The sequence below is a fragment of the Kineococcus endophyticus genome, from assembly GCF_040796495.1.
GTDB lineage: Bacteria > Actinomycetota > Actinomycetes > Actinomycetales > Kineococcaceae > Kineococcus > Kineococcus endophyticus.
This window is the reverse complement of record NZ_JBFNQN010000003.1, coordinates 315,292-342,009: the sequence shown is the minus strand read 5'-3', so window position 1 is coordinate 342,009 and position 26,718 is coordinate 315,292. Positions and strand designations below refer to the sequence as shown.

Annotated in this window: 24 protein-coding genes; 6 read left to right on the top strand and 18 right to left on the bottom strand. The window is 75.3% G+C overall.

The features are described 5' to 3' along the window. The first annotated feature begins 68 nt into the window (after positions 1 to 68). The 3 genes from AB1207_RS05880 (at position 69) to AB1207_RS05870 (ending at position 4,884) form a co-directional block, all read left to right on the top strand. Positions 69 to 1,847, top strand: a complete 1,779-nt coding sequence (locus AB1207_RS05880) for an ABC transporter transmembrane domain-containing protein (protein WP_367636886.1) — start codon at positions 69 to 71, stop codon at positions 1,845 to 1,847. Then, a complete protein-coding gene (locus tag AB1207_RS05875; protein ID WP_367636884.1) occupies positions 1,844 to 3,610 on the top strand; it encodes an ABC transporter ATP-binding protein in 1,767 nt (588 codons plus the stop codon). Before AB1207_RS05880 ends, AB1207_RS05875 begins: the two co-directional genes overlap by 4 nt. 74 nt (positions 3,611 to 3,684) lie before the next feature. Continuing rightward, entirely contained in the window at positions 3,685 to 4,884 is a 1,200-nt protein-coding gene (locus tag AB1207_RS05870; RefSeq protein ID WP_367636883.1) for an MFS transporter, read from the top strand. Between the two features lie 3 nt (positions 4,885 to 4,887). On the opposite strand, the gene AB1207_RS05865 is transcribed toward AB1207_RS05870, so the two are convergent. From AB1207_RS05865 to AB1207_RS05835, 7 genes are all read right to left on the bottom strand, one after another. Next, a complete protein-coding gene (locus AB1207_RS05865) occupies positions 4,888 to 5,847 on the bottom strand; it encodes an oxidoreductase (protein ID WP_367636882.1) in 960 nt (319 codons plus the stop codon). Positions 5,848 to 5,866: 19 nt separating this feature from the next. Further along, a complete protein-coding gene (locus AB1207_RS05860; RefSeq protein ID WP_367636880.1) occupies positions 5,867 to 6,988 on the bottom strand; it encodes a GuaB3 family IMP dehydrogenase-related protein in 1,122 nt (373 codons plus the stop codon). A gap of 57 nt (positions 6,989 to 7,045) precedes the next feature. Next, on the bottom strand, positions 7,046 to 8,569 hold the full coding sequence (gene guaB, locus AB1207_RS05855) for an IMP dehydrogenase (protein ID WP_367636879.1): 1,524 nt from the start codon (positions 8,567 to 8,569) through the stop codon (positions 7,046 to 7,048). A 10-nt stretch (positions 8,570 to 8,579) separates the two neighbouring features. After that, complete coding sequence (locus tag AB1207_RS05850) at positions 8,580 to 10,097, bottom strand: hypothetical protein (protein ID WP_367636878.1); 1,518 nt, start codon at positions 10,095 to 10,097, stop codon at positions 8,580 to 8,582. Next, a complete protein-coding gene (shbA, locus tag AB1207_RS05845) occupies positions 10,094 to 10,678 on the bottom strand; it encodes an RNA polymerase sigma factor ShbA (RefSeq protein ID WP_367636947.1) in 585 nt (194 codons plus the stop codon). The genes AB1207_RS05850 and shbA overlap by 4 nt, the downstream gene beginning before the upstream one ends. A gap of 382 nt (positions 10,679 to 11,060) precedes the next feature. Next, complete coding sequence (locus AB1207_RS05840) at positions 11,061 to 11,672, bottom strand: response regulator transcription factor (protein WP_366170466.1); 612 nt, start codon at positions 11,670 to 11,672, stop codon at positions 11,061 to 11,063. A 202-nt stretch (positions 11,673 to 11,874) separates the two neighbouring features. Then, the gene (locus AB1207_RS05835) at positions 11,875 to 12,939 is read right to left on the bottom strand and encodes a MerR family transcriptional regulator (protein WP_367636876.1); all 1,065 of its coding nucleotides are present in this window, start codon (positions 12,937 to 12,939) and stop codon (positions 11,875 to 11,877) included. 376 nt (positions 12,940 to 13,315) lie between these two features. Here AB1207_RS05835 and AB1207_RS05830 point away from each other — a divergent pair, with 376 nt between their 5' ends. Further along, positions 13,316 to 13,618, top strand: coding sequence for a WhiB family transcriptional regulator (locus AB1207_RS05830; RefSeq protein WP_367636875.1), 303 nt, complete (start codon positions 13,316 to 13,318; stop codon positions 13,616 to 13,618). A gap of 131 nt (positions 13,619 to 13,749) precedes the next feature. Here the strand turns inward: AB1207_RS05830 and groL are convergent, their stop codons facing one another. Beyond that, a complete protein-coding gene (groL, locus tag AB1207_RS05825; RefSeq protein ID WP_367636874.1) occupies positions 13,750 to 15,366 on the bottom strand; it encodes a chaperonin GroEL in 1,617 nt (538 codons plus the stop codon). A gap of 86 nt (positions 15,367 to 15,452) precedes the next feature. Then, positions 15,453 to 15,749 (bottom strand): co-chaperone GroES, encoded by a 297-nt coding sequence (groES, locus tag AB1207_RS05820; protein WP_012084928.1) that lies wholly within the window; start codon positions 15,747 to 15,749, stop codon positions 15,453 to 15,455. A gap of 205 nt (positions 15,750 to 15,954) precedes the next feature. Between groES and AB1207_RS05815 the strand changes: the two genes are divergently transcribed. Beyond that, positions 15,955 to 17,130 carry a class I SAM-dependent methyltransferase gene (locus AB1207_RS05815; RefSeq protein WP_367636873.1) on the top strand — a complete coding sequence of 392 codons (1,176 nt, stop codon included), beginning with the start codon at positions 15,955 to 15,957 and terminating at the stop codon, positions 17,128 to 17,130. Here AB1207_RS05815 and rimI read toward each other — a convergent pair. Continuing rightward, positions 17,123 to 18,100, bottom strand: a complete 978-nt coding sequence (gene rimI, locus AB1207_RS05810) for a ribosomal protein S18-alanine N-acetyltransferase (RefSeq protein WP_367636872.1) — start codon at positions 18,098 to 18,100, stop codon at positions 17,123 to 17,125. The genes AB1207_RS05815 and rimI overlap by 8 nt on opposite strands. Positions 18,101 to 18,153: 53 nt before the next feature. On the opposite strand from rimI, the gene AB1207_RS05805 reads away from it, so the two are divergent. Continuing rightward, the gene (locus tag AB1207_RS05805; protein WP_367636871.1) at positions 18,154 to 19,071 is read left to right on the top strand and encodes a squalene cyclase; all 918 of its coding nucleotides are present in this window, start codon (positions 18,154 to 18,156) and stop codon (positions 19,069 to 19,071) included. Here AB1207_RS05805 and AB1207_RS05800 read toward each other — a convergent pair. From AB1207_RS05800 to AB1207_RS05765, 8 genes are all read right to left on the bottom strand, one after another. Continuing rightward, positions 19,068 to 20,423 carry an MFS transporter gene (locus AB1207_RS05800; RefSeq protein ID WP_367636869.1) on the bottom strand — a complete coding sequence of 452 codons (1,356 nt, stop codon included), beginning with the start codon at positions 20,421 to 20,423 and terminating at the stop codon, positions 19,068 to 19,070. The genes AB1207_RS05805 and AB1207_RS05800 overlap by 4 nt on opposite strands. Positions 20,424 to 20,464: 41 nt before the next feature. Then, a complete protein-coding gene (tsaB, locus tag AB1207_RS05795) occupies positions 20,465 to 21,136 on the bottom strand; it encodes a tRNA (adenosine(37)-N6)-threonylcarbamoyltransferase complex dimerization subunit type 1 TsaB (protein WP_367636867.1) in 672 nt (223 codons plus the stop codon). 10 nt (positions 21,137 to 21,146) lie between these two features. Beyond that, positions 21,147 to 21,965, bottom strand: coding sequence for an alpha/beta hydrolase (locus AB1207_RS05790; protein ID WP_367636865.1), 819 nt, complete (start codon positions 21,963 to 21,965; stop codon positions 21,147 to 21,149). Beyond that, positions 21,962 to 22,471 carry a tRNA (adenosine(37)-N6)-threonylcarbamoyltransferase complex ATPase subunit type 1 TsaE gene (gene tsaE / locus AB1207_RS05785; RefSeq protein ID WP_437178872.1) on the bottom strand — a complete coding sequence of 170 codons (510 nt, stop codon included), beginning with the start codon at positions 22,469 to 22,471 and terminating at the stop codon, positions 21,962 to 21,964. The genes AB1207_RS05790 and tsaE overlap by 4 nt, the downstream gene beginning before the upstream one ends. Next, positions 22,468 to 23,541 (bottom strand): alpha/beta hydrolase, encoded by a 1,074-nt coding sequence (locus tag AB1207_RS05780; protein ID WP_367636864.1) that lies wholly within the window; start codon positions 23,539 to 23,541, stop codon positions 22,468 to 22,470. The genes tsaE and AB1207_RS05780 overlap by 4 nt, the downstream gene beginning before the upstream one ends. Beyond that, entirely contained in the window at positions 23,538 to 24,722 is a 1,185-nt protein-coding gene (alr, locus tag AB1207_RS05775) for an alanine racemase (RefSeq protein ID WP_437178871.1), read from the bottom strand. The genes AB1207_RS05780 and alr overlap by 4 nt, the downstream gene beginning before the upstream one ends. 108 nt (positions 24,723 to 24,830) lie before the next feature. Then, positions 24,831 to 26,270 (bottom strand): NAD(P)H-hydrate epimerase, encoded by a 1,440-nt coding sequence (locus tag AB1207_RS05770; RefSeq protein ID WP_367636863.1) that lies wholly within the window; start codon positions 26,268 to 26,270, stop codon positions 24,831 to 24,833. A 60-nt stretch (positions 26,271 to 26,330) separates the two neighbouring features. Next, positions 26,331 to 26,684 carry a holo-ACP synthase gene (locus tag AB1207_RS05765; protein WP_367636942.1) on the bottom strand — a complete coding sequence of 118 codons (354 nt, stop codon included), beginning with the start codon at positions 26,682 to 26,684 and terminating at the stop codon, positions 26,331 to 26,333. Positions 26,685 to 26,718 lie beyond the last annotated feature (34 nt).

Sequence of the window (26,718 nt, the reverse complement as noted above, 5' to 3'; positions counted from 1 at the left end):
GCCGTCGGCGCCCGGCCCCCTGAAAACCACGTGGAAGCGGAACCGGGAAGCGATTACCGTCGGTAGACGTGCGCTCCCTCCCCCTGAGCGACCCCGGTACTCCCGACGTCTCCTCCCCCACCCGGTTCCTGCTGCGCACGGCGGCGCAGCAGTGGCGACCGATGGTGGCCGGTTCGGCGATCGGCACCGTGTGGTTGCTGTCCCAGGCCGTCCTGCCCGCCGCCATCGGGCGGGCCGTCGACGCCGGGCCCGACGAGCCCGACGGGCAGGGGGACGCGGCCGCCCTGACGCGCTGGTCGCTGCTCGTGCTCGCCCTGGCCGTCGTCACCGCGTGGGCCGCGATCGCGCGCCACCGCTTCGGCGTCACGAACTGGCTGACGGCCTGCTTCCGGACCCTGCAGCAGGTCGGGCGCCACACCGCCCGGGCCGGCACGGCGGTGACCGCGAAGCTGCCCCAGGGCGAGGTGCTCGCCTCCATCGCCTCCGACGGGCCCCGCCTGGCCGACGCCTTCGACGTCACCCAGCGCGCCGTGGCCTCGGTCGCGGCCGTGGTCGTCGTGGCCGTGCTCGTGCTGCGCACGTCGGTGCCCATCGGGCTCGTGATCCTCGTCGGCGTCCCGGCCGTCATGGCGCTGCTGCTGCTCGTCCTGCGCCCGCTGCAGGAGCGGCAACGGCTGCACCGCAAGCTGTCCGGCGAGCTGACGTCGATCGGCACCGACACCGTGCGGGGGCTGCGGATCCTGCGCGGCATCGGCGGCGAGGAGGTCTTCCTCGACCGGTACCGCGCCAAGAGCCAGCAGGTGCGGGCGGCCGGTGTGCGGGTCGCGACGTGGGAGTCGGCCCTGGAGGCGCTGCAGATCCTCGTGCCGGGCCTGCTCGTCGCCTCGCTCGTCTGGGCCGGCGCCCGGGCCACCGCCCGCGGCGACGTCACCGCCGGTGAGCTCGTCGCGCTCTACGGGTACGCCGCCTTCCTCACCTCCCCGTTGCGGATGCTCGTGGAGGCGGCCGACAAGTACGTCCGCGCCCTCGTCGCGGCGCGCCGCCTCATCACGCTGCTGGAGGTCCCGGCCTCGGTCGTGGACCGCCCCGGGACGGCCGCGACCAGCCCCGGCGGGACGCTGACCGACCCCGAGTCCGGCGTCACGGCCGCCGCGGGCCGGCTCACGGCGGTCGTCTGCGACCCACCGGAGGACGCCGCCGTGCTGGCCCGGCGCCTGGCCCGCTTCGACGACGACACCCGCGCCACCTTCGGCGGCGTCCCGCTGCGGGACCTGCCCGTCGCCGAGGTCCGTGCGCGGGTCCTGCTCGCCGAGGACGACGCGCAGCTGTTCAGCGGCACGATCCGCGAGCAGGTCGACCCCGAGCGCGTGCACGACGACGCCGAGGTCCTCGCGGCCCTCGAGGTCGCCGACGCGCGCGACGTCCTCGACCTCGTCGACGGCGGCCTGGCCGGCACCGTCACCGAACGCGGCCGGTCCCTGTCCGGTGGCCAGCGACAGCGCCTGGCCCTGGCCCGGGTGCTGGCCCGCGACCCGGAGGCGCTCGTGCTCGTCGAGCCCACGAGCGCCGTCGACGCCCACACCGAGGCCCGCATCGCCGGGCGCCTGCGGCGGGCGCGGGCGGGCCGGACCACGGTCGTCGCGACCGCGAGCCCGCTCGTCCTGCCCGAGGTGGACGACGTCTGCTGGGTGCGGGACGGACGCGTCGTCGCCACCGGCCGGCACGCCGACCTGCTGGCCACCGACCCCGGCTACCGCGTCTTCGTCACCCGCGACGCCGCCGCCCCCGCACCGGACACCGTGCCCGCACCCCGGACCCCCGACCGCACCGTGAAGGAACACCCGTGAGGACCACGCTTCCCGTCGCCGACCGCGACCACGTCCTGCGCGACGTGCGGCGGCTGCTGCGCGAGCACCGCGACCCGGGGCTGCGCATGCTCGCGCTGCACGCGCTGGCGGCCGTCGCGGGCCTGACCGGCCCGTTCCTGCTCGGCCGCCTCGTCGACGACGTCGTGGGCGCCGTCCGCGACGGCACCGCGTTCGAGGTCGTCGCCCGCCGCATCGACGTCGCCGTGGCGGTCCTCGTGGCCGCGGTCGTGGCGCAGGCCGTCCTGGCCCGGCTGGCGCGCAAGCGGTCCCTCGTCCTGGCCGAGGGCGTGTTCGCGCAACTGCGCGAGGAGTTCCTCACCCGCGCCACCGCCCTGCCCCTGTCGGTCGTGGAGCAGGCCGGGACCGGGGACCTCGTCTCTCGCACGACGAACGACGTCGACGCCCTCAGCTACACCGTGCGGTACGGGGCGCCGGCGATCCTCGTCGCCTTCGTGACGTCGGTGCTGACCGTCGTGGCCGCCGTGTTCTCCGGGCCACTGGTGGCGCTCGCGATCCTCGCGGGTTTCCCCGGGCTGTTCCTCGCCACCCGGTGGTACCTGCGCCGGGCGCCCCAGGGGTACGCCGCCGAACGCGCCGAGTGGGGCCGGATCTCCACGACGCTGGGCGAGAACGTCGAGAACGTCCGGACCGTCGAGGCGCTCGGACTGGCCGAGCACCGGGTGCGCCTCGTCGACGACGTCATCGGTTCGACCGTGCGCCGCGAGCGCTACACGCTGTCCCTGCGCACCGTCTGGTTCCCGAGCATCGAGATGTCCTACCTCGTGCCCGTGGTCGTCGCGCTGCTGTGGGGCGGTTTCCTCGTCCGGCACGACCTGCAGACCATCGGGCAGGTGACGACGGTCGTCCTGTACCTGCGCCAGCTCGTCGGTCCCGTCAACGAACTCCTCGCCTGGTGGGACGAACTCCAGGTCGGGCAGGCCAGCTTCGCCCGCGTCGTGGGGTTGTCCGCGGTGGAACCCGACCGCACCCAACTGCCGGCCCAGCCGGAGTCCGACGTCGTCCACGCCGACGCCGTCGGGTTCGCCTACACCCCCGGACGTCCTGTGCTGCACGGGGTCTCCCTCGCGCTCGAACCCGGGGAACGGCTCGCGGTCGTCGGGCCGACCGGGGCGGGGAAGTCGACGCTCGGGCGGTTGATCGCCGGCATCAACGCCCCCACCGACGGCAGCGTGCAGGTCGGCGGGGCCGAGGTCACCGGGTTGCCCCTGGACGAACTCCGTTCCCGCATCGCCCTCGTCACGCAGGAGCGTCACGTGTTCGCGGCCTCGCTGCGCGACAACGTGGCCCTCGCCGCGCCGGGTTCCTCGCAGGAGCAGGTGCTCGAGGCGCTCGCGGCCGTCGACGCCCGGGAGTGGGTGCTCGCGCTGCCCGACGGTCTGGACACGGCCGTCGGGGAGAACGGGGTGCCGTTGTCGGCCGCTCAGGCCCAGCAGGTCGCGCTCGCGCGGCTCGTGCTGGCCGACCCGCACACCCTCGTCCTGGACGAGGCGACGTCGCTGCTGGACCCGAACGCGGCGCGGCACCTGGAACGGTCGCTGGCGGCCGTCCTGGAGGGCCGCACGACGGTGGCGATCGCGCACCGCCTGCACACCGCGCACGACGCCGACCGCATCGCGGTCGTGGAGGGCGGGCGCATCACCGAACTCGGCACGCACGCCGAACTCGTCCACGCGGGGGGTTCGTACGCGCACCTGTGGCGGAGCTGGCACGGAGAGGGGTAACCTGCCCGAGTCACAGCTCAGGGCCCTGGTGCGCTTGTGGTGGGGAGGCGCACCCACGAGGCTGGAGCCTACCCGTGAGCACGACCACCACCCCTGCCACCGGCCTGCGTTCGCGCTACGCGCGGCTGCCGCAGATCGCCGGACCGGCCTACCTCCCCGTGACGGCGCTGGGGCGCCTGCCCATCACGATGGTGCCCCTGGCCGTCCTGGGGCTCGTCACGGCCTCGAGCGGCTCGGTGGCCGTCGGCGGCCTGGCCAGCGCGTCCGCCGCGATCGGTGAGGCGCTCGGCGTCCCGGTCGTCGGCTGGTTCGCCGACCGCCGCGGGCAGCGCACCGTCCTGCTCACCGTGGTCGTCCTGCACCTGCTGGCCCTCGCCGGGCTGTTCACCGCGCTCGGCGCGGCCGGGACGCCCGTCGTGCTGGCGGCCGCGGCCGGTGTCGGGCTGACGCTGCCCTCGGTCAGCGGGTTCTCCCGCGCCCGGTGGCTGCGGATGACGTCCGACCGCGACGACCTGTCGACCGCCTTCGCCGCCGAGGGCACCATCGACGAGGCCGCGTTCATCCTCGGCCCCGCCCTCGTCGGGGTCGTCGGCGTCCTGGGGAACCCGGCCGCCGCGCTGCTGGCGTCGGCCGCCCTCACCTCGGTGTTCGTCACCGCGTTCGCCTGCCACCGCAGCCACCGGCACACCGCCCCCGTCCCGCGCGACACGACGCGTCCGCACGTCCGGGTGCCGTGGATCGTCGTCGTCCCCGTCCTGGCCATGGTCTGCATGGGCGCGACGTTCGGGGCGACCCAGACCGGCGTCACCGCTGCGGCGGAACGGATCGGCTCGCCCTCGCTGGGCTCGCTCGTCTACGCCGTCTCCGCGATCGGGTCCACCGCGACGACCGTCTGCCTCGTGCTCCTGCCCGAGCGGTTCGGCCTGCGGGCCCGCTGGGTCGCCTGCGGGCTCGGCCTGCTCGTCGGGGCGGGGTTGATGGCCGCGACGGCCACCCACCTCGGGGCCCTGACGGGCGCCGTCCTCGTCATGGGGCTGTTCATCGGCCCCGCCCTGGTGACCGTCAACACGGTGGCGGCGCGGCTCGTGCCGGCCGAACGCGGGGCGTTCCTCATGGCGCTGCTGAACTCCGGCGTCGTGCTCGGCGTCGCGGCCGGGGCCTCCCTCGGCGGGGCCTTCGCCGAGCACGCCGGCCCCGCCGCAGGGTTCGGCGTCGTCGCGGTGGCCGGCGCGCTGCTGGCGGTGACCGCCGTGGCGGCCCCGCTCAAGCGGTGAGCCTCAGGCGCTGAGCTCGGTCGGGTCGACACCCGTCCACTCGACCGAGCGGGCCCACAGCCACGCGGCGTCCGAGGTGTCGTAGGCGTGGGGGTTGGCGGGGACCAGCACGGGAAAGCCCCGCCACTCCTGCCGCCCGCCCGGGCCGAAGTACTCCCCGCCCACGACCCCGGGGTCCGTCGCGGCGCGCAGCAGCGGCCAGGCGCCGAGGGCCGCGGACTGCCCGACGGCCCGGCCCAGCACCTGGGCGAACGCCTCGCCCACGCGGTTGCCGCCCAGCGGGGTCATCTTCCACAGGTTCGTGTCGGACAGCCCCGGGTGGGCCGCCACGGACACCAGGGGCGCGCCGACCGCGATCGCGCGACGCTGCAGCTCGAAGGCGAACAGCAGGTTCGACAGCTTCGACTGCCCGTACGCCAGCCACTTCTGGTAGCTGCGCTCGCTCTGGTAGTTCTCGCGGTTCAGCCGGCCGAACTTGTGGGCCACGCTCGCCACGCTCACCACGCGGCCCCCGCCGCCGGCGAGCAGCGCCGGCAGCAGCAGCCCGGTGAGGGCGAAGTGGCCGAGGTGGTTCGTCCCGACCTGCGTCTCGAAGCCGTCCACGGTCCGGCCGAACGGCGGCACCATGACGCCCGCGTTGTTGACGAGCACGTCGATGCTCGACCGGCGGTGCAGGACGTCCGAGGCGGCACGCCGCACGCTGGCCAGGTCGGCGACGTCGAGGGAGACCAGTTCGACCTGCGGGTCCACCCCGGAGTTGCGGACCTCGGCCTGCAGCTGGGCCACCGCGGCCCGGCCGCGCTCGGCGTTGCGGCAGGCCAGCAGGACGTCGGCGCCGCGGCGGGCGAACTCCGTCGCGACGTGGAACCCGAGCCCGGAGTTCGCGCCGGTCACCAGGACGGTGCGCCCCTCCTGCCGGCCCATCGCGTCGGGCGTCCAGGGGGTGCTGTCCGGGTGGCTCACGGGTCTCCTCGCGGGGGCGTCAGGCGGGCTGGTACGGCGAGACGACGACCTCGATGCGCTGGAACTCCTTGAGGTCGGAGTACCCCGTCGTGGCCATCGACCGTCGCAACGCGCCCATGAGGTTCGTGGTTCCGTCGGCGACCCGGCCGGGCCCGTTGAGGATCTCCGCCAGCGGGGCCGTCGTGCCGACGCGGACGCGCTCGCCGCGCGGCAGCACCGCGTGGTGGGCCTCCGGGCCCCAGTGCCAGCCGCGGCCGGGAGCCTCGGTGGCGCGGGCCAGGGCGGCGCCGAGCATGACCGCGTCCGCACCGCAGGCGATGGCCTTGACGATGTCGCCGGACGTCCCGACGCCGCCGTCGGCGATGACGTGGACGTACCGGCCGCCGGACTCGTCCATGTAGTCGCGGCGCGCGGCCGCGACGTCGGCGACGGCCGAGGCCATCGGCGCGTGGATGCCCAGCGCGGTGCGCGTCGTGTGGGCCGCTCCCCCGCCGAACCCGACGAGGACCCCGGCCGCGCCCGTGCGCATCAGGTGCAGCGCAGCGGTGTAGCCCGCCGCGCCGCCCACGACGACGGGGACGTCGAGCTCGTAGATGAACCGCTTGAGGTTCAGCGGTTCGGTCGTGCCGGAGACGTGCTCGGCCGACACCGTGGTGCCGCGGATGACGAACAGGTCGACCCCGGCGTCGACGACGACCTTCCAGAACTCCTGCGTCCGCTGCGGGGACAGGGCCCCCGCGACGGTCACGCCCGAGGCCCGGACCTCGGCGAGGCGGCTGGTGATGAGCTCGGCCTTGACCGGTTCGGCGTAGATCTCCTGCATGCGCGGGATGGCGACGGCCGGGTCCAGGCCGGCGATCTCGGCCAGGAGGGGTTCGGGGTCCTCGTAGCGGGTCCACAGGCCCTCGAGGTCGAGGACGCCGAGCCCACCGAGCTGCCCCAGCGCGACGGCCGTGGCGGGCGAGGCGACGGAGTCCATCGGCGCGCTCATCACGGGGATGTCGAAGTGGTACGCGTCGATCTGCCACGTCGTGGAGACGTCCTCGGGGTCGCGCGTGCGACGGCTAGGGACGACGGCGATGTCGTCGAAGCTGTAGGCGCGTCGCCCCCGCTTGCCGCGGCCGATCTCGATATCAGACACGGCAGCAGGCTACCCGTCCCGGGCCGCGCGTCCGTCCGCGCGACCCGGGCCCGTCGGTCAGCGACCGCTGTAGTTCGGCGCCTCGACCGTCATCTGGATGTCGTGCGGGTGCGACTCCTTCAGCCCCGCCGGCGTGATGCGCACGAAGGTGCCGTTCGCCTGCAGCTCCGGGACCGTGCGGGCGCCGGAGTAGAACATCGACTGCCGCAGCCCGCCGACGAGCTGGTGCGCGACGGCGCCCAGCGGACCGCGGTAGGGCACCTGGCCCTCGATGCCCTCGGGCACGAAGCGGTCGTCGGAGGCGACGTCGTTCTGGAAGTAGCGGTCCTTGGAGAACGACCGGCCGCCCTGACGGGTCTGCTGGGCCCCCAGGGAGCCCATGCCGCGGTAGCTCTTGAACTGCTTGCCGTTGATGAAGACCAGCTCGCCCGGGCTCTCGTCGCAGCCGGCGAGCAGCGAGCCGAGCATGACGGTGTCCGCCCCCGCGACGAGCGCCTTGGCGATGTCGCCGGAGTACTGCAGCCCGCCGTCGCCGATGACCGGGACGCCCGCGGGCTTGGCGGCCTTGGCGGCCTCGTGGATCGCGGTGACCTGCGGGACACCGACCCCGGCGACCACGCGGGTCGTGCAGATCGACCCCGGGCCGACGCCGACCTTGATGCCGTCGACGCCCGCGTCCACGAGGGCCTGCGCGGCGGCGCGCGTCGCGACGTTCCCGCCGACGACGTCCACGTGCGCGGCGACCGGGTCGCTCTTCAGGCGGGAGATCATCTCCAGCACCGCGCGGGAGTGGCCGTGGGCCATGTCGACGACGAGCACGTCGACACCCGCGTCGACCAGGCCCATCGCGCGCTTCCAGGCGTCCTCGAAGATGCCGATGGCGGCCGCCACCCGAAGCCGGCCGTCCGCGTCCTTGGTGGCGTGCGGGTACTGCTCGCTCTTCACGTAGTCCTTGACCGTGATGAGCCCGGTCAGGCGGCCGCGGCCGTCGACGATCGGCAGCTTCTCGATCTTGTGCTCGCGCAGCAGCTGCATCGCGTCGTCGGCGGAGACGCCGACGGGGGCGGTGACCAGCGGCGCCTTCGTCATGACGTCCCGGACGGGCCGGGTGAAGTCGGACTCGAACCGCAGGTCCCGGTTCGTCACGATGCCGACGAGCGTGCCGTCGGGGTCGACGACGGGGACGCCGGAGATCCGGTAGCGCCCGCAGAGGGCGTCGACGTCGGCCAGCGTGGCGTCCGGCGTCGTCGTCACGGGCTGGGTGACCATGCCGGACTCGGACCGCTTGACGAGGTCGACCTGGGCCGCCTGCTCCTCGGCGGACAGGTTGCGGTGCAGCACACCGAGACCGCCCTGGCGGGCCATCGCGATGGCCATCCGCGACTCGGTGACCGTGTCCATCGCCGAGCTCAGCAGCGGGATCCGGAGGCTGACCCGCTTGGACACCCGCGTCGAGGTGTCGACCTCGGACGGGATGACGTCGGACTCACCGGGCAGCAGCAGGACGTCGTCGTAGGTCAGGCCCACGAAGCCGAAGGGGTCGTGTGCGGACGTCTGTCCGTCGGGGATCTGCGCGCTCACCCCCACGATTCTACGAGCCGGAGGTGACCGCGGAGTCCGTGGTGGCGGCGGGGTCCCCGCCGTCCGACGCGGCGTCGGCGGCCGAGCCCGGCACCGGCGCCTCGCCCGTGGTGGGCGAGGGCTCGGCGACGACGGGCAGCGTCGGCGTGGCGACGACCGGGAGCGTCGGCGTGACGACCGGGTCGGTGGCGCCGGGGTCGCCGGTCGCGCCCCCGCCCCCACCGTCCGTCGACGTGGGCGTGGACGTCGGCGTGGCGCCCGTCTCCCCCGTCGGCGTCGAGCCGTCGGTGGACGGGCCGGAGTCGGTCGGGGTGCCCGTGGGCGTCCCGGTGCCGGAGTCCGTCGGGGTCCCCGTGGGGGTCCCCGTGGGGGTCCCCGTGGAGCCGCCCGTGGACGGGTCCGGCGTCTGGGTGACCGGCGGGTCCGTGGTGACGGGCGTCGACGGAGCGCCCGTGCCACCCCCGGCGGGCGGGTTCTGGACGACGGGCGGCGAGGACGTCACCGGCGTCGACGTGCGCGGCGGGGTGCCGCCCGTCGCCGGGTCGCCGGCCGTCGGGACGGAGGGGCTGGGCGTCGTCGGGGCCGACGTGGCCGTGCCCGTCGTGCGGCCGGGCTGCAGCGGCACGCGCCAGGTGTTCGGCGACGCGGTCGGCGTCACCGTCGCCACGTCGACGAGCGAGGTGCCCGTCGGGGACGGCGACGCCGTGGGCGACCCCGTCGGCGAACCCGTCGGGACCGAACCGGCCACGCTGTCGAGGTCGTCGTCCTCGAGGGCGGCGAGGACCTGCTGGACCTGCTGGACGACCTGCGGGTCCACCGAGGTGTCGTCGAGCTGGCGCTGGAGGTACTTCAGGCGCGCCTTGGCCCCCTCGCTGTCGCCCGCGAGCGCCGCGGCCTGGGCCTGGACGATCTCGCGCTGGGCGCGCTCGGTGGGCGAGCCGGCGAAGACGCTGAAGACGGTGTCCGGGAACCACCCCGGCAGCTGGGAGGCGATCGAGGCGGACACGGATCCGCCCGGCCCGCCGAGCGGGCTGACGCTCGTGGCGGCCGCGGCGGCGGTGCCACCGAGGAGCGTGAGGACCGCGGCGGCCGCGACGGTGCCACGGCCGAGGCGCTGGATCGTGCGGCGCCGGGCCAGCAGGACGCGCGGGGCCGGGACGTGGGCCGGCTCGTGCTCGAGCTCGGCGTCCAGGTCCGGCAGCTCGACGGGGCGGACGCCCGCGGTCTCGGGGTCGGCGTGCAGGGCGTAGGAGTCCAGCAGGCGGGCGACGGCGTCGGCGAGGTCGCCGCCGGTGGCCTCGTGGCGGCCGAGCCGGTCCAGGAGGGCGTCGGTGGCCAGGAGGTCGGGCACGGAGAAGGAGTTGTCGTCCACGGTCCCCCCTCCCAGCTCGAACTCGTCGTGCGTCTCGTCGTGCGTCTCGTCGTGCGTGGTCGACCCGTCGGGGGTCTGACCGGCCTGTCCGCGCACTCCGCGCAGGTGGCCCCGGCGCCGGCCCGTGGGCCCGCCGGTCGTGTCGCCGCCGCTCACGGCGCCACCTGCAGGGAGGCGTCCTCGAGGGCGGTCTTGCGCAGCTTCTGCATGGCGCGGTGCTGGGCGACGCGCACGGCCCCGGCCGTCATGTCCAGGGCGCGGCCCGTCTCCTCGGCCGACATGCCCGCTCCCACCCGCAGCGTGATGATCTCCCGCAGCTTGGGCGGCAGCGTGTCGAGCAACCGGCCGACGGTCTGGGCGTCGAAGGCGTCGAGGGCCAGCTGTTCGGGGCCCGGCTCGGCCGTGGCGGCGTCGGGGACGTCGTCGGTCGGGACCGGGGCGCGGTAGGAGGCACGCTGGGCGTCGGCGACCTTGTTGGCCGCGATGCGGTACACGAACGCCTCGAACGGGCGTCCCGTGTCCTTGTAGCGGGGCAGGGCCGTCAGCACGGCGATGCACACCTCCTGTGCCGCATCCTCTGCGGCGTGATCAGCTCCGGGCAGGCGCCCGAGCTTGGCCCGGCAGTAACGGTGTACTAGGCGGCGTACCGCTGCCAGGAGGTCGGCGACAGCGCCCTGTTCCCCTGACAGGGCACGAGTCGCCAGTGCCTGGAGCCCCCCGGCTTCCGAACTGTCCATCGCTGTGGGGCGACCGGGCGTTACACCCTGCGTCCTTCCCGCCGGGTGCCGGGTCCCCGCTCCCCCTTCGTCGTCGTCGTCCTGCGCAGAGTCCTGCGCGGACCCGTGGTCCTGGTCCTCGTCCAGGTCCTGATCGGCGGACGGGACGTCGACCTGAAGGTCCTCCGAGGCCCCGGGGTGCGCGTCGACGCGCAGTCCGTCCAGGGGGCCGGGGTCGCCGTCGACCGCCAGGCCCGGAGACCGTTCGACCCGGGGGGTGTCGGGCACGACGGCGGCACCGACGTCACGACCGCCGTCACGTCCGACGTCCGTGCGTCGGGTGTCTGCGTCGGACCGGCCGCCGCGCGCATCGACGGACTCGTCGCCCCCCGGGCTCACCTGCCTACCGTACGAGACCCCAGCGGAATCCCACAGCCACCGCCTGAGCACGGTCCGCCGCCTCGAGCTTGCGGAACAGCCGCCGCGCGTGCGTCTTCACCGTGTCCTCGGACAGGAACAGCTCGCGCCCGATCTCGGCGTTGCTGCGCCCGCGGCTCATGCCGACGAGCACCTGCTGCTCCCGCTCCGTCAGCACCGGCGCGCGGCCGGTGAGGACGGCGCGGGTGCGACCGCCGCCACGACGGCGGCTGACGTCCTGCAGCGCCTGGAGGACGGCCGTGGCCAGCTCCTCGCGGGACACGTCCTTGACCAGGTAGCCGCGCGCGCCGGCGGCGACCGCGCGGGCCACCCCGTCGCCGTCCTCGGCCATCGTGGCCATGAGGACGTTCGCCTCCGGGTGACGCGCGAGCAGGCGGCGGGCGGCTTCCACGCCACCGATGCCGGGCATCCGCACGTCCATGATCACCAGCGAGGGCCGCTCCACGGGCCACCGCTGCAGAGCCTCCTCGCCCGAGCTCGCGCCCACGACGCGGGTCACGCCCGGGACGGCCGCCACCATGCGTCGCATGGCCTCGCGGGCCAGCGGAAGGTCATCGCAGACCAAAACCGTTGCCACCACAAACCTCTTCCCTGTGTGGGTGGAGCAAGGCCGTCCGTGGCCCTGCTGTGCCGCACGTCCTGCACGTCACGGAAGAGTTGTCGGCACGCCGCGGACCCGACCTGAGCAGCGGATGCGACGAAGACCGGAGAAGACTGGACCGGCGCACGCCGGACGTGCTAAGGGCCTCTAGAAGAGGGTCTCGGTCCCGCTGGTCGGCTCAGGCGGAGACGGCCTCGGCGCACGCGGCGACGGCAGCGGTCAGCCCCGCGACCGGCACCAGGTCGCGCTCCGGGCCGTGCGCCTGACCGCGGGCCCGCTCCAGGTCGGCCACGAGCTCGTCCCCGCCGAGGACGACCACGAGCGGTGCCGGACGGACCCGCAGGACGTCGGCCAGGCCGGGCAGGACGTCCTCGCGCGAGGTCGCGCCGGGCGCGACGAGCAGCAGGGCCGGCGGCCGCACGCGGCGGACGGCGGCTGCGAGCATCCGCGCGGGGACGCCGTCCCCGACGCTGCGGGCCCCCGTGCCCTGCTCGGCCAGCGCGGCCGCGGCGGCGAGCAGGACTGGTGTGCGGTCGCGGTCGTCGGCGGTGCCGGCCCCGGCGAGGAGGACGGCGCGCTCCCCGTCGGCCGTGGGCAGCGCGGACAGGGCCCGGGCGACGGCGGCGTGCATGGCGGCGTCGCGGGCGGCCGAGGCGGGGCCGAGGACCTCGTCCCAGGCGCGGGCCACCCCACGGGCCCGGACCTCGTCGGCGAAGCGGTCGGACAGGCTCGCGACGGCCCAGTCGTCCTCGTCGAGCGCGGGACGGCCGCCGCCGTGCTCGTGCGAACGCGCGGCGGGGCGCACCTCGACGTCCTCGGACTCGTCGGGCCGCCCGGCCTCGGCGACCTCCGCGGAGCCGGCCGCCTCCACGACGTCCGCGGTGTCGGAGAGCGGGCTCGTGCCGGCGTGCGGGACCAGACCGGAGCCGGGACCGGCGATGGCGGCGGCGTCGGTGACGGCTGCCTCGATGACCGCGCTCGGGATCGTCGAGACGCTGGCCAGGGCGAACCCGCCGTCGGCGACGGCCGTGGTCGCAGCGAGCTGGGCGGCCTCGGCGGGAGCCACGCCCTCCAACGTCAGACGCCGCATGACCACCAGGCGGGCCAGGTCGGAGGCGGAGTAGCGCCGGTGCGCTCCCGCGGTGTGCTCCGACGGCCCGAGGCCGTAGCGCCGGTCCCAGGTCCGCAGCGTCGCGGGGGCGACCCCGAGGCGGCGCGCGACGGCGGCCACGGTGAGGGTCATGCGCGGTGCAGGCGGCGCAGAGGCACCCCGACCGGCGGGGTCGACAGCGGACGGCATGGGACGAGTCTGTCGCCGCGCGTGGCCTCGCGCCACTCACCTCACCGCGCCAATGCTGTTCAGCGTTGTTCAACGGACGGTCGGCGTTGTTCCGGGGCGTTCGGCTGGCGGGGACCCCGGATCTCTGCACCTTGTTCACACCTGGTTCAGGGAGCTGTCCACGCGACCGGCCCCCGGGCGTCGGCCCGGCCGGGACCGGATCCTGACCCGATCGGGGACGACTTCCCCCCAGGGGCTTGAACAACTTCTGACGCGGTTGTAGCTTCATGGTCAGACGCACCGCCACTCAGCACGATCCCCCAGCGAGGAGCACACCACCATGGCCGAGATCTCCCGTCTCCCCGGACCCGTCGCCGACGTCTGGGAGTGGCAGCTCGACGGTTCCTGCCGCGAAGCCGACCCGAACCTCTTCTTCCACCCCGAGGGCGAGCGTGGCCCCGCCCGCCGCAACCGCGACGCCGCCGCCCAGGCGATCTGCGGTGGGTGCCCCGTCCTGGAGCAGTGCCGCAAGCACGCCCTGAAGGTCCGCGAGCCCTACGGCGTGTGGGGCGGCATGACCGAGGACGACCGCGAAGCCGTCTACGCGACCGAGCGTCGCCGCGGGATGCGCATCGCCGGCTGACGCCCTGCTCCACCCCGTGCGCGGTGTGGTGCGGCGCACGGACCGGCCGGTGGGCCGGGACACCGCTGGGAACGACGAAGGGCCCGGCTCCCCCAGGGGAGCCGGGCCCTTCGCGTGGTCCTCAGGAGAGGTCAGTGGCCGTGGCCGTGACCGTGACCCGCAGCGGCGGGCTCCTCCTCCTTCTTGTCCACGACGAGCGTGTCGGTGGTGAGCACCATCGACGCGATCGAGGCGGCGTTGCGCAGCGCGGAGCGCGTCACCTTGACCGGGTCGAGGACCCCGCCGGCCAGCAGGTCGACGTACTCGCCGGTCGCGGCGTTGAGGCCGTTGCCCGGCTCGAGCGAGCGGACCTTCTCCACGACGACGTAGCCCTCGAGGCCGGCGTTCTCGGCGATCCAGCGCAGCGGCTCCGAAGCCGCCTTGCGGACGAGCGCGACACCGGTCGCCTCGTCGCCGGTCGTGCCCAGGCCGTCCTCGAGCACGGAGACGGCGTGCACCAGGGCCGAGCCGCCGCCGGCGACGATGCCCTCCTCGATCGCGGCGCGCGTCGCGGAGACGGCGTCCTCGATGCGGTGCTTCTTCTCCTTGAGCTCGACCTCGGTGTGCGCGCCGACCTTGATGACGACGACACCGCCGGACAGCTTGGCGAGGCGCTCCTGGAGCTTCTCGCGGTCCCAGTCGGAGTCGGTGCGCTCGACCTCGGCCTTGATCTGGGCGACGCGGCCGGCGATGTCGTCGGCCGAGCCGGCGCCGTCGACGATCGTCGTGTCGTCCTTGGTGACCGTGATGCGGCGGGCGGTGCCCAGCGCGTCGAGGTCGATCTGGTCGAGCTTGAGGCCGACCTCCTCGGCGACGACCTGCGCGCCGGTGAGGGTGGCGATGTCCTGCAGGATCGCCTTGCGGCGGTCGCCGAAGCCGGGGGCCTTCACCGCGACGGCGTTGAAGGTGCCGCGGATCTTGTTGACGACCAGGGTCGACAGCGCCTCGCCGTCGACGTCCTCGGCGATGATCAGCAGCGGCTTGGAGACCTTGAGGACCTTCTCCAGCAGCGGCAGCAGGTCCTGGACCGTCGAGATCTTGCCCTGGTGCACGAGCACGTAGGCGTCCTCGAGGACCGCTTCCTGACGCTCGGCGTCGGTGACGAAGTACGGCGAGATGTAGCCCTTGTCGAACTGCATCCCCTCGGTGAAGTCCAGCTCGAGGGCGGTCGTGGAGGACTCCTCGACCGTGATGACGCCGTCCTTGCCGACCTTGTCGAACGCGTCGGCGAGCAGGTCGCCGACCGTCGCGTCCTGGGCCGAGATCGTCGCGACGTGGGCGATGTCGCCCTTGCCGTCGACGTCGCGGGCCAGCGACAGGAGCTTGTCGTTGACGGCCTCGACGGCCTTGTCGATCCCGCGCTTGAGGCCGGAGGGGGCCGCGCCGGCCGCGACGTTGCGCAGGCCTTCCTTGACGAGGGCCTGGGCCAGGACGGTCGCGGTGGTGGTGCCGTCACCGGCGACGTCGTTCGTCTTGGTGGCGACCTCCTTCGCGAGCTGCGCGCCGAGGTTCTCGTACGGGTCGTCGAGCTCGACCTCGCGGGCGATGGTGACGCCGTCGTTCGTGATCGTCGGCGCCCCCCACTTCTTGTCGATGACGACGTTGCGGCCCTTGGGGCCGAGGGTCACCTTGACGGCGTTGGCGAGCGCGTCGACGCCGCGCTCGAGGGACTTGCGGGCCTTGTCGTCGAACGAGAGCTGCTTGGCCATGTCTTCTTCCTTCCGTAGACGTGCGCAACGAGGGACGCCCCGGGCACCCGAGATCGGGTGCCCGGGGCGTCAGGACCTCTGGTCGACTACTTGGCGACCTTGGCGAGGACGTCGCGCGCCGAGAGGATCAGCAGCTCGTCGCCGCCGTACTTGACCTCGGTGCCGCCGTACTTGGAGTAGATGACCTTGTCGCCGACGGCCACGTCGACCGGCACGCGGTTGCCGTTGTCGTCCACGCGACCCGGGCCCACGGCCAGGACTTCACCCTCCTGGGGCTTCTCCTTGGCGGTGTCCGGGATGACGAGACCGGAAGCGGTCGTCTGCTCCGCGTCGAGCGGCTTGACGACGATGCGGTCCTCGAGCGGAGTGATGGAGACCGACACTGGTGCGGCCCTCCCCTTCTGCTTCAGCGAACTGGCGTACGGGACGGTCGGAACGGTGGGGAGCGGACGACCGTCGTCGCGGGTTCCGGGCGGCCGCTGCCCCGTTGGCACTCCCACCCGGGGAGTGCCACCGACGCTGCGCGAGACGTTAGCACTCAGCCCTGACGAGTGCCAGACGCAGGGGGGCTCTGGGAGCATCCTCCGGGTGAACACCGCCGACGTCGACGCCCTGCGGTCCCCGGCGGGCCGCGCCCTCCTCGACGCCCTGGCCGGGACGGCCGGTGAGGACCCCGTCGCGCTGGCCACCCGGCTGCGGCGCGCGGGCCACGACCCGGCCCTCGCCGCCCTGGCCACGACCCAGTCGCGGCTGCGGGCGAAGGCGGCCGCGAAGTTCGGCGACCGGGCCCGAGACCTTTTGTTCACCGCAGCCGGTGTCGAGCAGGCGACCCGCGCCGTCGTCGCCCGCGAGCACGCCCGCCGCTTCGTCGCGGCGGGGGTGGCGAGGGTCGCCGACCTCGGTTGCGGCGTCGGCGCGGACTCCCTGGCCTTCCTCGACGCGGGGCTCGCCGTCCTGCCCGTCGACGCCGACCCCGTCACGGCCGCCGTCGCCACGCACAACCTCGGGGTGGCCGTCCGCTGCGAGGACGTCACGGCCGGGATCACCGGCGAGCTCGGCGAGGGCGACGGCGCGTGGTTCGACCCGGCCCGCCGGACGTCGGGCGGGCGGCGCGTCTTCGACCCCGAGGCCACCTCGCCGCCGCTGTCGTTCGTGCTGGCGACGGCCGCCCGGGTCCCGGCGACGGGGGCCAAGCTCGCGCCGGGCCTGCCCCACGAGCTCGTCCCCGCGGACGCCGAGGCGCAGTGGACCTCCGTCGACGGCGAGGTCGTCGAGTGCGCGCTGTGGTGCGGACCGCTGGCCCGGCCGGGGGTGGCGCGCAGCGCGCGGGTGGTGCGGGGCGGTGTCGCCGTCGACCTGGACTCGGTGGACCTGCCCGACGCCGAGGTGGGCGCGGTCGGCGGGTTCCTGCACGAACCCGACGGCGCGGTCATCCGGGCCGGGCTCGTCGGACGCGTCGCGGCCGACCTCGGAGGCCGGCTCGTCGACGAGACGATCGCCTACGTCACGACGGACGACGCGGTCTCCTCCCCGCTCGTCCGCTCGTTCCGGGTCCTGGACGTGCTGCCGTTCGGGCTCAAGAGCCTGCGGGCGCACCTGCGCTCCCTGGACGTCGGAGCGCTGACCGTCAAGAAGCGCGGGACCGCCGTCGACCCCGACCAGTTGCGCAAGCAGCTGGCGCTCAAGGGGTCCCGGCCCGCGACGATCGTCCTGACGCGCGTGGCGGGCAGGCAGAGCGTGCTGGTGGTGGACCCGGTCAGCTGATGCGCGCCCGCAGGACGAGCGCGTCGACGTCGTCGGGCTGGTAGTACCGGGCCCGCCGGGCGATCTGCTCGAACCCCTCGCTGCGGTAGAGGTGCTGGGCCGGCTCGTTGTCGGCCCGCACCTCCAGCAGCAGGTGCGTCGCACCGGCGTCGACAGCGCTGGTGCGCAGTTCCCGCAGCAGCGCGCGGCCCGTCCCCCGGCCCTGCTGGTCGCGGGCCACACCGATGGTCTGCACGTCGGCGTCGGCCCCCGCGACGACGATCCCGCCGTACCCGACCACGCGCCCCGCGTCCTCGGCCACCAGGAACCGACGGTTCGGTTGCGCGAGTTCCCCCCAGAACGCCTCGACGCTCCAGGCGCCCCGGCCGAACAGGTCGCTCTCGAGGGCGTGCACGTCGGCGACGTCCCACCAGCGCATGTCGCGCAGGACGACACCGGTGGGTCCGGTCAGGTCCAGGGCCAGGCACAGCCGCGGCCACGCGTCGAGGCCGAGCTCGGCCTCGTGCACGCGCAGGGCCCGCAGCTGCGGGCCGGGGTCGGCCACGTCGCGGAAACCCAGCCGCCGGTAGTACGGCGCGTTCCACGGCACGTCGGCGAAGGTCGTCAGCGTCAGCGCCGGTCGGCCGTCCTCCCGGGTGACGTCGGCCGCGAGCTCGAGGAGGCGCCGGCCGATCCCGCGGCGGGCGTGGCCGGGGTGGACGCTGACCTGTTCGACGTGACCGTTCCCGTCGACGGGTTCGACGGTGAGGAGCAGGTACCCGACGACCGCCCCGGTCCCCTCCTCGACCGCCACCCAGGCGCGTCCCGCCGCCCGGTGCGCGGCGAGCACGTCGAGGGCGGGCGGGTCGTCGTCGGCGACGGCCGTCATGCCGAGGTCCCGGAACGCCTCCCCCGCAGCGCGTTCCACGTCCTGCACGCGGGACAGGTCGGCGGGTTCGGCGGGACGCAGGACGACGGACGGTTCCTCCACACGCGCAGTCTGCCGCCCTTCCGCAGCGCTCCGCACGGTGGTTCGCTGGTGCCGTGGACGAACCGGAGCAGGTGCTGGACTGGTTGCTGGACTCCGACCCCGCACTGCGGTGGCAGGTCGAACGCGACCTCGCCGACGAACCCACCGAGGTCTGGGAGGCCACCCGCGCCCGCGTCCCGCACGAGGGGTTCGGCGCGCGCCTGCTCGCGCTGCAGGACCCCGACGGACGGTGGGCCGGCGGTGCGTTCTTCCCCGCCGACGCCGACCCGACGGGCCCACAGCCGTGGACGGCCACGACGTGGGTCCTGAACTCCCTGCGGGAGTGGGGTGTCGACGCCGGAGCGCTGGGCGACACCGCGGAACGGCTCGCCGACGCGCGGTGGGAGTACGACGACCTGCCCTACTGGGGCGGGGAGGTCGACTGCTGCATCAACGCGTGGACCCTGCTCAACGGCGGGTGGCTCGGGGTCGACGTGAGCGGCCTCGTCCGGTGGTTCGAGGAGCACCGGATGGCCGACGGCGGCTGGAACTGCGCGTGGGTCGAGGGCTCGACGCGGTCCTCGTTCCACTCCACCCTCGCCGCCGTCCGGGCGTTGCGCGACGCCGAACGCCGCACGGGGACGACGACGTCCGCCGCCGCGGGTGAGGAGTACCTGCTGGAACGCCGGCTGCGGCGCCGGCTCAGCACCGGCGAACTCGTCGCGCCGTGGGTCGACGACCACACCTACCCGTTCCGCTGGGGGTACAGCGTGCTGAACGCCCTCGACCACTTCCGCGAGGTCGGGACGCGGGACGCCCGGATGGCCGAGGCCGTCGACGTCGTCCGGTCGCAACGGCGGCCCGACGGCCGGTGGACGCGGACGGACCGGTTCCCCGGCGCCGTCTGGTTCCCCGTCGACGGCCCCGCCGGGGAACCCTCGCGCTGGGTGACGTTCCTCGCCCTGCGCGTCCTGCGCTGGTGGGGGTCCTAGCCCCGGGTCCGCTCGTCCGCCCCGTCGCGCACGTCGACGAGCAGCCGGTCGGCCCGCAGCCGGAACCGCTTGGTGCCCCACATCATCACGGCGGCCAGGAACGGCAGGACGCCGAGCGCGGCGACCCCGAGGGCGTCCGACCCCGTGCTGGAGGCGACGAACTCCCGCAGGTTCGGGGCGACGAAACCCCCGAGGTTCCCGAGGGAGTTGATGAGCCCGATGCCCGCCGCCGCGGCCGCCCCCGTGAGGAACGCCGTCGGGTAGGACCAGGTGATCGGCCCGATCGACAGGAACGAGGCGACGGCCACGGAGATGCAGACGATCCCGACGAGCGCGTACCCGCTCGCGCCCGCCGCCGCCGACCCGATGACGAACACGCCCGTGCTGACGAACAGCCACGTTCCCCACGTGCGGCGGCGGCGGACCGTCGTGGCGTGCCGGCCGACGAAGTAGCAGGCGAACATCCCCACGAACCACGGCACGGCGGTGATCAGGCCGACCTGCCAGCCGACGTCGCGGCCCGTCAGCCCCGCCACCTGCGTCGGGAGGTTGAACGTCACGCCGTAGACGGCGATCTGCAGGCAGAAGTAGACGACCGTGAAGTACCAGACGCGACCGTTGCGCATGGCCGCCCAGACGCCGCCGGGGCCGTCGGCCGACCGCAGGTCGTCCTCCTCGGCCATGGCCTGCCGCAGCGCGCCCTTCTCCTGCTCGGACAGGAACGTCGCCTGCTGCGGGGAGTTCACGAGGGCGAAGATCGCGACGATCCCCGCGACCACCGCGAGACCGCCCTCGACGGCGAACATCAACTGCCAGCCCGCGATCCCGTCGACGGAGTCGCCGAGGCTGATGAGGACCCCCGACAGCGGTGACCCGATCATCTGCGAGAACGGTTGCGCGAGGTAGAAGATGGCGAACATCCGGACGCGGTGCGCGTTCGGGAACCACTCGGCCAGGTACATGATGATGCCGGGGAACAACCCCGCCTCGGCGACGCCGAGGAGGAACCGCAGGACGATGAACGACGTCTCGCCCTGCACGAAGGCGAAGCACGCCGAGACGATCCCCCACGTGATGGCGATGCGCGCCAGCCACGCCTTCGCCCCGAACCGGCGCAGCGCGAGGTTGCTGGGGATCTCGAAGATCGCGTAGCCGATGAAGAACACGCCCGCCCCGAACGCGTAGGCCGCGGCCGAGATCCCGCGGTCAAGTTCCAGGGCCCGCTCGGCGAAGCTGACGTTCGTGCGGTCCAGGAACGAGACCACGTAGAGGACGACGATCATCGGCATGAGCCGGCGGGAGGCCCGCCGGACGGCCGACTCCAGAACCGGGTTGCTGACCGCTGCGGGCACGGGCGGGACCTCCTCGTCGAGACTTCCCAGACCCGGGCACGCTACGCCGTGACGCGTTTGCGCGCTCCCGGTGCCACGGCGTCCGGCCGCCGCAGGTAGAGGGGTTCGGGCGGCAGGAGCTCCAGGGCGCCGCGGCCGGCGAGCGCGTCGACGACGACCTGGGCCAGCGCACCGCCGTCGACGTCGAACGGGCCGTGCTCCCCACCGAGGAGTTCGGGGTACAGTCGCGTGCCCGCGCCGACGACGGGGACGTCCACGACCACGTCAGCGGGCCGCAGGACGTCCGGTCCGGCGGTGCGCCGCACTCCGACCGCTCCGCCGACGACCAGGTAGCGCGCCGTGTGCACCTCGCGGCGGCGGGCGTCGGTGGCGACGAGGAACTCCCCCGTGGTGCCCTCGGCGACGGCCGCGGCGGCCAGCGCGTCGAGGGAGCAGACGCCGCGGACGCGGGCTCCCCACGCCAGGGCGAGGGTGCGGGCGGTGGCGATCCCGACGCGCAGACCGGTGTAGGGCCCGGGGCCCACGCCGACGGCCACGTCCGTGACGTCCCGGCGTTCGCGGCCCGCGGCGCGCAGCACCTGCGCAACGGTCGGCACGAGGACCTCGTTGTGGCTGCGGGCCGTCCCGGCCCGGGCGGAGGCGAGGACCCGCTCCCCGTCGTGGACGGCGACCGCCACCCCGTCGGTCGCGGTGTCGAGGGCGAGCAGCAGCACGTCCGGGAGTCTAGGACGGTCCGGCGGCCGTCCCGTCCGGGCGGTCGGAGGGGTGCGAACGGCGGCGGGCGAACCGGACCGAGGCGGCGAAGACCGCCGGCGCGTCCCGGTCCGACGTCAGCTCGTGGAAGCTGTTGGCGTACACCACCTCCGAGACCTCGGCCGAGGACACCCCGGCCAGGACGGCGCGCGCGGAGGCGGCGGGCACGACGTGGTCGACGCGCGAGCGCAGGAGCAGCAGCGGCTGCCGGACGAGCGCGAGGTCGCGCCGCACGTCGCGCCACCCCGCGGCCTGCGAGACGAGCGCGCGCAACGGCGTCGTGTCGTAGGCCAGCACCTGGGCGGTCGTGTCCTGCAGGTCCCCGGCCACGCCGGGCCAGCGCGGCAGGACCCGGCCCAGCACCTGCACCGCCGCCAGCTTCCACGGCTCCAGGAGCACGGCCGGGTTGGCCAGCACGAGGCCGTGCACACGGTCCGGGCGCAGCTCGGCCAGCCGCAGCGCCAGGCCACCGCCCATCGAGATGCCGGCCACGAGGACGACCTCGTGGTCCAGCCGGTCCAGCGCGGCCTGCGCCGCCCCGAGCCAGTCGGCCCACGTCGTGCGGTCGCAGTCCGCGGCGGTGGTGCCGTGCCCGGGCAGCAGCGGGACCTCGACGTCGAACCCCGCCGCGTGGAACTCCTCGGCCCACGCCGCCACGGACAGCGGTGTGGCCGTGAAGCCGTGCACGACGAGCACTCCCGTACGGGGCCGGACGGCGTGCCGCCGGGCGAAGCCGTGGACGCGGTCGTCGTCGGTCCGCTCGGCCAGCGACCCCTGCCGTCCGCTCACGCGAGGTCCACCCCCGCCCAGCGCTCGCCGACGCCGCGCACGACCGCGCGCCGCGGTTCGACGGGGGCCCCGGCCTCGGGGTCCTCCCCCGCCCCGTCGGTGGAGGGGGCCGCCCCGGTGGGGCGCCGCAGGTCGACCTCGAGCCGGTCCCCCGCGATCTCCTCCACCAGCCCGCGCCCCCACTCCACGACGGTCACGGCCTCCTCGGCCGCGGTGTCGAGGTCGAGGTCGTCGACCTCGGCGAGGGACCCGAGGCGGTAGGCGTCGACGTGGACGAGCACCGGCCCGCCGACGAGGGACGGGTGCTCGCGCGCGATCACGAACGTCGGGGACGTCACCGGCCCGCGCACGCCGAGCGCGGCCGCCAGCCCGCGGGTGAACGTCGTCTTGCCGGCGCCGAGGTCCCCGGACAGCAGGACGAGGTCACCGGCGCGCAACTGACGCCCCACGCGCTCGCCGAACGCCGTCGTCTCCTCGGGCGTCCGCAGCAGGTGCTCGGTGCTCACGCGCGCCTCCGGCGTCCTCGACGGGCCAGGGGGACCACGACCTCGTGCGTCGCGGCCGGCGGACCGGACGCGTCGGCGGCCCGCGCCAGCAGCCGCTCCAGGCGGGACGTCACCACCCCGGGGTGCTCGAGCATGACGAGGTGCCCGGCCCCGCGGACGAGCACGTGCTCGGCCTCGGGCAGGGCGTCGGCGATCCCCCGGCCGTGGGCGGCCGGGGTCATGAGGTCCCGCTCGGCGGCCACGACCAGGACGGGGCGGCCCGCCAGGCCCGCGAGCGCCTCCCGCTCGTCGAGGGTGGCGAAGGCGGGCAGCAGGTCGGCGATGACGTCGACGGGCGTCTGCGCCATCATCCGGGCGCTGAGCCGGACGAGCTCGGGCGCGACCGGCCCGGCGAAGCTCCAGTGCCGCACGAGCCGCTGCTCGAGGTCGGCCCCGACGCGGCGGCTGCGTTCGAGGACCTCGTAGCGGCCCCCCGCCCGCTCCAGGGCCAGCTCGGCCCAGTGCACGAGGTGGTGCCCCAGCAGCGGCAGCCCGTGGTCGACGGCCGCGAGCCCGCCCGCCGACGTCGCCACGAGGGCGACGGCGGCGATCCGGGGCAGCAGGTCGGGCCGGCGGGCGGCGAGCTCCATGACGGTCATGCCGCCCAGGGAGTGCCCGACGAGGACGACGGGTCCGTCGGGGGCGACGGCGTCGAGGACCTGCCCGAGGTCGTCGGCGAGGCGGGCGACGCCCACGGGTCCGTCGGGGCCGCGGCCGGACCGGCCGTGACCGCGCAGCTCGGGCAGGACGAGCCGGTACCGGCCGCGCAGCGCGAGGCGCTGGAAGTGCCAGCAGTCGGCCGTCAGGGCGTAGCCGTGGCACAGCACGACCGTCGGCGCCGGACCCGCACCGGTCGTGGCCGGGCGGTCGAGCTCGTCGACCTCGACGTGCAGCCGGGCGCCGTCGTCGGTGACGACCTCGACGGGGCTGCCCGTGAGCGGGAGCAGCTCCTCGCGCCGGTCGCTCGTGCGCCGGCGCAGGGGGCGCCGACGGACGGGCAGCGTCGGCAGGGTGGGCAGGGTGGGCCTCACGCGGGGACCTCCGGGGGCTGCGGGACGCCGGCCGTCCCGGTGTGGCGGCGGGGGACGCGGGCGCCGATGCGGGTGACGACCTCCCAGGAGATCGTCCCGGCGGCCTGCGCCCAGTCGTCGGCCGTGGCCTCCCCGTCGCCGCCGGGGCCGAAGACGACGGCCGGGTCCCCGGGCAGCGCCGCCTCGTCACCGAGGTCGACGACGACCTGGTCCATGCAGACGCGACCGGCGATGCGCCGCCGGGCCCCGGCGACGAGGACCTCCCCGGAACGCTCCCCGTCCCAGGAGGCGTGCCGCGGGACGCCGTCGCCGTAGCCCAGCGGCACCAGACCGAGGGTCGTGTCGGCGGGCACGGTGTAGGTCAGGCCGTAGGAGACGCCCGCCCCGGCCGGCACCCGCCGCACGTGCGCGAGCCGCGCGGCGAGCGTCATCGCGGGGACGAGGCCGAGCTCGGCGCCGGACGCGAGGTCGGGGGCGGGGCTGAGGCCGTAGACGGCGAGGCCGGCGCGGACGAGGTCGTAGCGCGCCTGCGGGACGAAGAACGCGGCCGCCGAGTTGGCGTGGTGGCGCAGGCCCGGGTCGACGCCGTGCTCGTGGGCGGTCGCGAGCGCCGCCTCGAAGGCCTCGAGCTGGGCGGGCACGGAGGGGTCGGCCGGGACGTCGGCGCTGGCGAAGTGCGCCCAGGTGCCGCGGACCTCGACGTCACCCGCGTCGACGTGCTTGGCGACGGCGTCCAGCAGCGCGGGCCACTCGGACGGGGAGGAGCCTCCGCGCGACATCCCGGTGTCGACCTCGAGGTGGACGCGGGCGCGCCGCCCGCCGGCCCGGGCCGCCGCGACGACGGCCTCGAGCGACCAGGTGGCGGCCACGGACAGGTCGACCCCCGCCTCCACGGCGGGGAGCAGGTCGGTGCCGGGGGTGAGGATCCAGGCCAGCACGTCGGCGTCGATCCCGGCGTCCCGCAGGGCCAGCGCCTCGTGGACGTGGGCGACGCCGAGCCAGCTCGCGCCCCCGGCGAGGGCCGCGCGGGCGACGGGGACGAGGCCGTGCCCGTAGGCGTCGGCCTTGACGACGGCCATGACGGCGGCCGGGGCGACGCGGCTGCGCACCACACCGACGTTGTGGGCGACCGCGTCGAGGTCGACGAGCGCCACGGCCGGCAGCTCGGTGGGCAGGTCCACGTCCCCGACGGTACCCGCGCCCCCACCGGCCCGGCCCGGCACCCGTCGACCCCACGCCCGCCGTCCCCGCGCTGTCGTGGGCACGGGGGCGTCAGCGCCCGACAGGGCTCAGGGCGCGTCCCACCCCGGCAGCGACGTCAGCGCGGCCGGGACGGCCTGCGCGACGTCGAGCGCGGCGAGGGGCCCGCCGGCGGAGGCGAGCGCTGCGGCCCGGCCGTGCAGGACGGCGGCGTCGGCGGCGGCGAACGCGACGGCCTCGGGGTCTCGCGGGTCGCGCAGACCCGCGAGCGCGGTGCCGAGGATCCCGGCGAGCACGTCCCCGGCACCCGCGGTCGCGAGCCAGGCGGGTGCGGCGGCCGCGGTGAGGACCCGGGCGCCGACGACGGTCGTCACCGTCCCCTTGAGCAGGACGGTCGCGCCCGTCTCCTCGTGGACGCGGCGGGCGTGGGTGAGCGGGTCGGCCTCCACGGCGGACCGTTCCGTCCCGAGGAGGCGCGCCAGCTCCCCGGCGTGCGGGGTGAGCACGTGCTGCGGCCCGAGCGCGGGCAGGTCCGCGAGCGCCCCGGCGTCGACCACGGCCGGTTCGCCGCCCGCCAGGGCCTCCCGGACGCGGGCCTGCTGCTCGGGGTCGTCCGGGGACACCCCCGGGCCCAGCACCCACGCCTGCACGCGCCCCGGGCCGGCGACGACCTCGGGCCGGGCGTGCCGGACGAGCTCGGTCGGGTGCGCCGGCCCCACGTACCGGACCATCCCGGCGCCCGCGCGGACGGCGGCCTCGACGGCGAGGACGGCCGCCCCGGTGTAGTCCGGTCCCCCCGCGACGACGCCGACGACGCCGCGGGAGTACTTGTCGTCCGAGGGCCGGGGCCGGCGCCAACGCGCCGCGACGTCGGCGGGCTCGACGCGTTCGACGGCCGCCGCGGGCAGGTCGGTCAGGCCGATGTCGGCGACGAGCAGCCGCCCGCACAGCGCCGCGGCCGGGCCGAGCAGGTGCACGGGCTTCGCCGTGCCGAACGTCACGGTGAGGTCGGCGGCGAGCACCTCCCCCGTCACCGCACCGGTGTCGGCGTCGAGGCCCGACGGCAGGTCGACGGCCACGACGGCGGGACCGTCGAGCGCGGACAGGCCCTCGAACGCGGGTCGCAGGCCCCCGCGGCCGCCGATCCCGGCGATGCCGTCCAGGAGCAGGTCGGCTGCGGCGCAGACGTCCTCGTCGCCGGTGCGCCACGCGCGGCTGCGGACCCCGGCGCGGTGCGCGTCGGCGAGGGCCTCGTCGTGCACGCGGTCGGCGGTGAGCAGCGCGGTGACGGCGACGCCGCGGCGGGCGAGCCGGGCCGCGGCGAACAGCGCGTCCCCGCCGTTGTCCCCCGGCCCGGCCAGCACGACGACCGTGCGACCGGTGACACCGCCCGTGCTCTCGCGCAGGACGTCCGCGCACGCGACGGCGAGGGCCGACGCGGCGCGCTGCATGAGGGTGCCCGGGGGCAGGGCCGCCAGGGCGGCGGCCTCGGTGCGGCGGACGTCCTCGGTGCGGAGCGCGGGGATCACGGGCCCACCCTCCCCGGACGCGCGCCCGGGCGCTCCCCGGGGACCGTGCTCACGTGGAGGTCACTTCGACTCGGCGACCACCATGGCGGTCGCGATGCCCGCGTCGTGCGACAGGGACAGGTGGAAGGTGGCCACACCCATCTCCTTGGCGATCTTCTTCGCGCTGCCCCGCACGACGATCTCCGGCCGGTGCCCGTCCTCGCGCTCGACGACGACGTCGCGCCACACGAGGCCGACGGGCGCGCCGAGCGCCTTGGCGACGGCCTCCTTGGCCGCGAACCGCGCCGCGAGCGACTCCGCGGGCAGGCCGCGTTCACCGTCGCCGAAGAGCCGTTCGAGCAGGAGCGGCGTGCGCTCGACCTGACGTCTGAAACGGGCGACGTCCACGACGTCGATCCCGATGCCGATGATCACCAGTGCTGTCCCTCCGCCGACGGCGTCCGCGGGC

Excerpts from the sequence above, each read along its gene's own strand:
- shbA (WP_367636947.1), bottom strand. The coding sequence starts at position 10,678 with ATGGACAGTTCGGAAGCCGGGGGGCTCCAGGCACTGGCGACTCGTGCC.
- AB1207_RS05835 (WP_367636876.1), bottom strand. The coding sequence starts at position 12,939 with ATGACCCTCACCGTGGCCGCCGTCGCGCGCCGCCTCGGGGTCGCCCCC.
- AB1207_RS05830 (WP_367636875.1), top strand. The coding sequence starts at position 13,316 with ATGGCCGAGATCTCCCGTCTCCCCGGACCCGTCGCCGACGTCTGGGAG.
- groL (WP_367636874.1), bottom strand. The coding sequence starts at position 15,366 with ATGGCCAAGCAGCTCTCGTTCGACGACAAGGCCCGCAAGTCCCTCGAG.